Genomic DNA, 3,147 nt, shown 5'->3' on the forward strand with positions numbered 1-3,147 from the left:
GAGGCGATCAAGCTGCTGGCCGGGATCGGCGAGCCGCTGGTCGGCCGGCTGATGATCTACGACGCCCTGGAGATGAGCTACCGTGCCGACGCCGCGTACGCGCCCGGACCCGCCAGGCCCGCCACCACCGCCAGCGCCAGTCCGGCCAGCGTGAAAGGCATTCCGGCCCGGCGCACCAGCCGTCCGGCGACCAGGTTCGCCACCGCCAGGACCGTCCCGGCCAGCACCAGCCAGCGCAGCACCGGATGCCAGCCCGGCGTCCGGTTCAGCAGCACGAACGCCCACGCGCCCGTCGCCGCGACCGCCACCGCCGGGACCCACACCCAGCGCGCCGACCGCCGGTACGCGCCGCACAGCAGCACCGTGCCGCCGCCCGCGAGTGCCGCGATCGCCGGAGCCATCGCCGTCGTGTAGTACGGGTGGAACGTGCCCTCGGAGAAGCTGAACACCACGAAGTGCACCGCAAGCCACGCGCCCCACAGCACCAGCGCCGCCCGCACCAGGTCGGTGCGCGGACGCCGCCAGACCAGCACCAGGCCCGCGACCAGCGCGATCGCAGCGAACGGCAGCAGCCAGGAGATCTGGCCGCCCAGTTCCGCGCCGAACATGCGGCCGATGCCCGACTGCCCGCCGAACATGCCGCCACCGCCCGGCGGACGGTTCTGCACCGCGCCCCCTGCGCGCTGCGCGAACTCACCGAACGCTTCCCGACCGGCACCACCCCGGCCGCCGCCGGGCCCGTTCCCGTCCTGCCCGAACACCCGGCCCAGGCCGTTGTAGCCGACCACCAGGTCCCAGACGGTGCCGTCGGTGCTGCCGCCGATGTACGGGCGCTTGGACGCGGGGATGAGATCCACGACCGCCATCCACCAGCCCGCCGACACCACCAGAACCGCACCCGCCGCAAGCAGCTGCAGCACACGCCGTCCGACCTTCGGCGGGCCGAACAGCAGGTACGCCAGCGCCAGCGCGGGAAGCGCGACGAACGCCTGAAGCATCTTGGTGTTGAACCCGCAGCCGACGAAGAACGCCGCCAGCGCCAGCCAGCGCAGCCGTCCGTCCCCGATCGCCCGCATCGTCGCCCAGGCCGCCGCGACCAGCAGCAGCACCAGCAGCGTGTCGGGGTTGTTGTCCCGGTTGATCGCCACCGTGATCGGCGTCAGCGCCAGGACCCCGGCCGCCAGCAGACCCGCCGCCGGACCGAACGCGCGCCGCACCGTCGCATACAACAGAGCGACGGCCGCGACACCCTCGATCACCTGCGGCAGCAGCAGGCTCCACGACCCGAACCCGATCACCCGGGCGAACAGGCCCATCACCCACAGCGCCATCGGCGGCTTGTCCACCGTGATGAACGAGCCCGCGTCCAGCGACCCGAAGAAGAACGCCTTCCAGCTCTGCGTCCCGCTCCTCACCGCCGCCGAGTAGTACGTGTTGGCGTCCCCGCTCCTGGTCAGACCCCACGCGTACAGGACGGTCGCCAGTGCCAGGATCGCCCACAGCCCCGGACGCGCCCACGCCGGGTCGCTCTCCGCTCCCAGCAGGAACCGTCCCAGGCGCCCTCTCCGCGCCACCGCGGACTGAGTCGCCTCCTCCGGCGAGCCGGTCGTCATCGTCGTGCTCATCGCCCCGCCTCCTCAGCGGCCTGCGTCTGCGTCTCGCTGTCCGGCGCGGCGGCGTCAGGACGGTGCGTGCCGCGCAACCGGCGCGGGTGGAAGATCCACGCGCGCATCAGCAGGAACCGCACCAGCGTCGCGACCGCGTTCGCCGCCACCATCGCCGCGACCTCGACCCATCGCGCGGGGTCGGCGGCGGACGCGTGCAGCAGCGCCAGCCCTCCGGTGCTGAGACCCAGCCCGAGCAGGAACGTCAGCCCGCCCTCGACCTGGTGCCGCAGGGCCCGGTGCGAACCGGTCAACCCGAAGGTGAACCGGCGGTTGGCGGCGGTGTTGCCGACCGTGGTGACCACCAGCGACAGCGCGTTGGCCATCAGCGGGCCCATGACCAGCCGCAGCAGCACGAACAGCACCAGCTGCGCCACCGTGCTCACCAGGCCGATCACCGCGAAGACCGGGAGCTGCCGCCGCATCCCCGCCGGCAGGTCGCCGCTCCCGGCGGCACCCGTGCCGCCCGTGCGGGCCCGTGCGCCGGCGCGTCCGGGGACCGGAACCCCGAAGCCACCCGTCAGCATCCGACGTGCCACCCGCGCCATTCCCCTCAGGTCGTCCAGCGCCGTCCGCAGCACGTCCACCCGGCTGTCCGGATCGTCCACCCAGTCGACCGGCACCTCGTGGATGCGCAGCCCGGTCCGCTCGGCCAGCAGCAGCAGCTCGGTGTCGAAGAACCACTCCTGGTCCTCCACCGCCGGGAGCAGCGCCTGCACGATCTCGGTGCGGCCCGCCTTGAAGCCGCACTGCGCGTCGGAGAACCGCGCCGCCATCGCCGCCCGCAGCAGCAGGTTGTAGCAGCGCGAGATCACCTCCCGGCGCGGCCCGCGCACCACCGCCGACCCGCGCGACAGCCGCGACCCGATCGCCAGGTCGCTGTGCCCGGAGATCAGCGGCGCGACCAGCGGCAGGAACGCGTCCAGGTCCGTCGACAGGTCCACGTCCATGTACGCGACCACGTCGGCGTCCGAACCGGACCAGACCCGGCGCAGCGCCCGGCCGCGGCCCTTGGCGTCCAGGTGCACCGCGCGGACCCGCGGCAGCCCGGCCGCCAGCTCCTCGGCGACCCGCCACGTCCCGTCGGTGCTGGCGTTGTCGGCGACGGTGATCCGCCACAGGTAGGGGAAGGTGTCGCTCAGGTAGGAGTGCAGCCGCCGCACACTGGCGGCCAGCACACGTTCCTCGTTGTACACGGGGATCACGACCTCCACCAGCCGCCCCCGCCCGCCCGGCTCCCCCTCGGGGCGCCCCAGGCCGGACGGGGCGGCGGCCGGGACGGCCGTGCTCCGCGTGGTGACCAGGTGACTCATGCGACCACCGTCGGCAACCGGTGTGGGAGGCCGCTGAGCCGCTCCTTAACGCTCGATGAGAAACCGTCCGCGCCCTCCCGGCGGCCCGCCGGGAGGCCCGTCAGTCCGGACGGACCGGGGTGCCCGGCAGCACCACGCGGGCCACCGTCCCGCCGCCCTCGGCCGGCTCC

The 3,147-nt window shown here is 73.8% G+C and carries 2 protein-coding genes; both read right to left on the reverse strand.

Annotated features, from left to right (window positions below; genetic code table 11):
- Positions 1-77 precede the first annotated feature (77 nt).
- Complete coding sequence (locus AB0J52_RS33790; protein WP_500186943.1) at positions 78-1,625, reverse strand: glycosyltransferase family 39 protein; 1,548 nt, start codon at positions 1,623-1,625, stop codon at positions 78-80.
- Positions 1,622-2,977 (reverse strand): glycosyltransferase, encoded by a 1,356-nt coding sequence (locus AB0J52_RS33795; protein ID WP_500186945.1) that lies wholly within the window; start codon positions 2,975-2,977, stop codon positions 1,622-1,624. Before AB0J52_RS33795 ends, AB0J52_RS33790 begins: the two co-directional genes overlap by 4 nt.
- Positions 2,978-3,147 lie beyond the last annotated feature (170 nt).

The sequence above is a fragment of the Spirillospora sp. NPDC049652 genome, from assembly GCF_040675125.1.
Taxonomy (GTDB): domain Bacteria; phylum Actinomycetota; class Actinomycetes; order Streptosporangiales; family Streptosporangiaceae; genus Spirillospora.

What these genes read in the sequence shown, in the direction of transcription:
- AB0J52_RS33790 (WP_500186943.1), bottom strand. Translation starts at nt 1,625, where the DNA reads ATGAGCACGACGATGACGACCGGCTCGCCGGAGGAGGCGACTCAGTCC.
- AB0J52_RS33795 (WP_500186945.1), bottom strand. Translation starts at nt 2,977, where the DNA reads ATGAGTCACCTGGTCACCACGCGGAGCACGGCCGTCCCGGCCGCCGCC.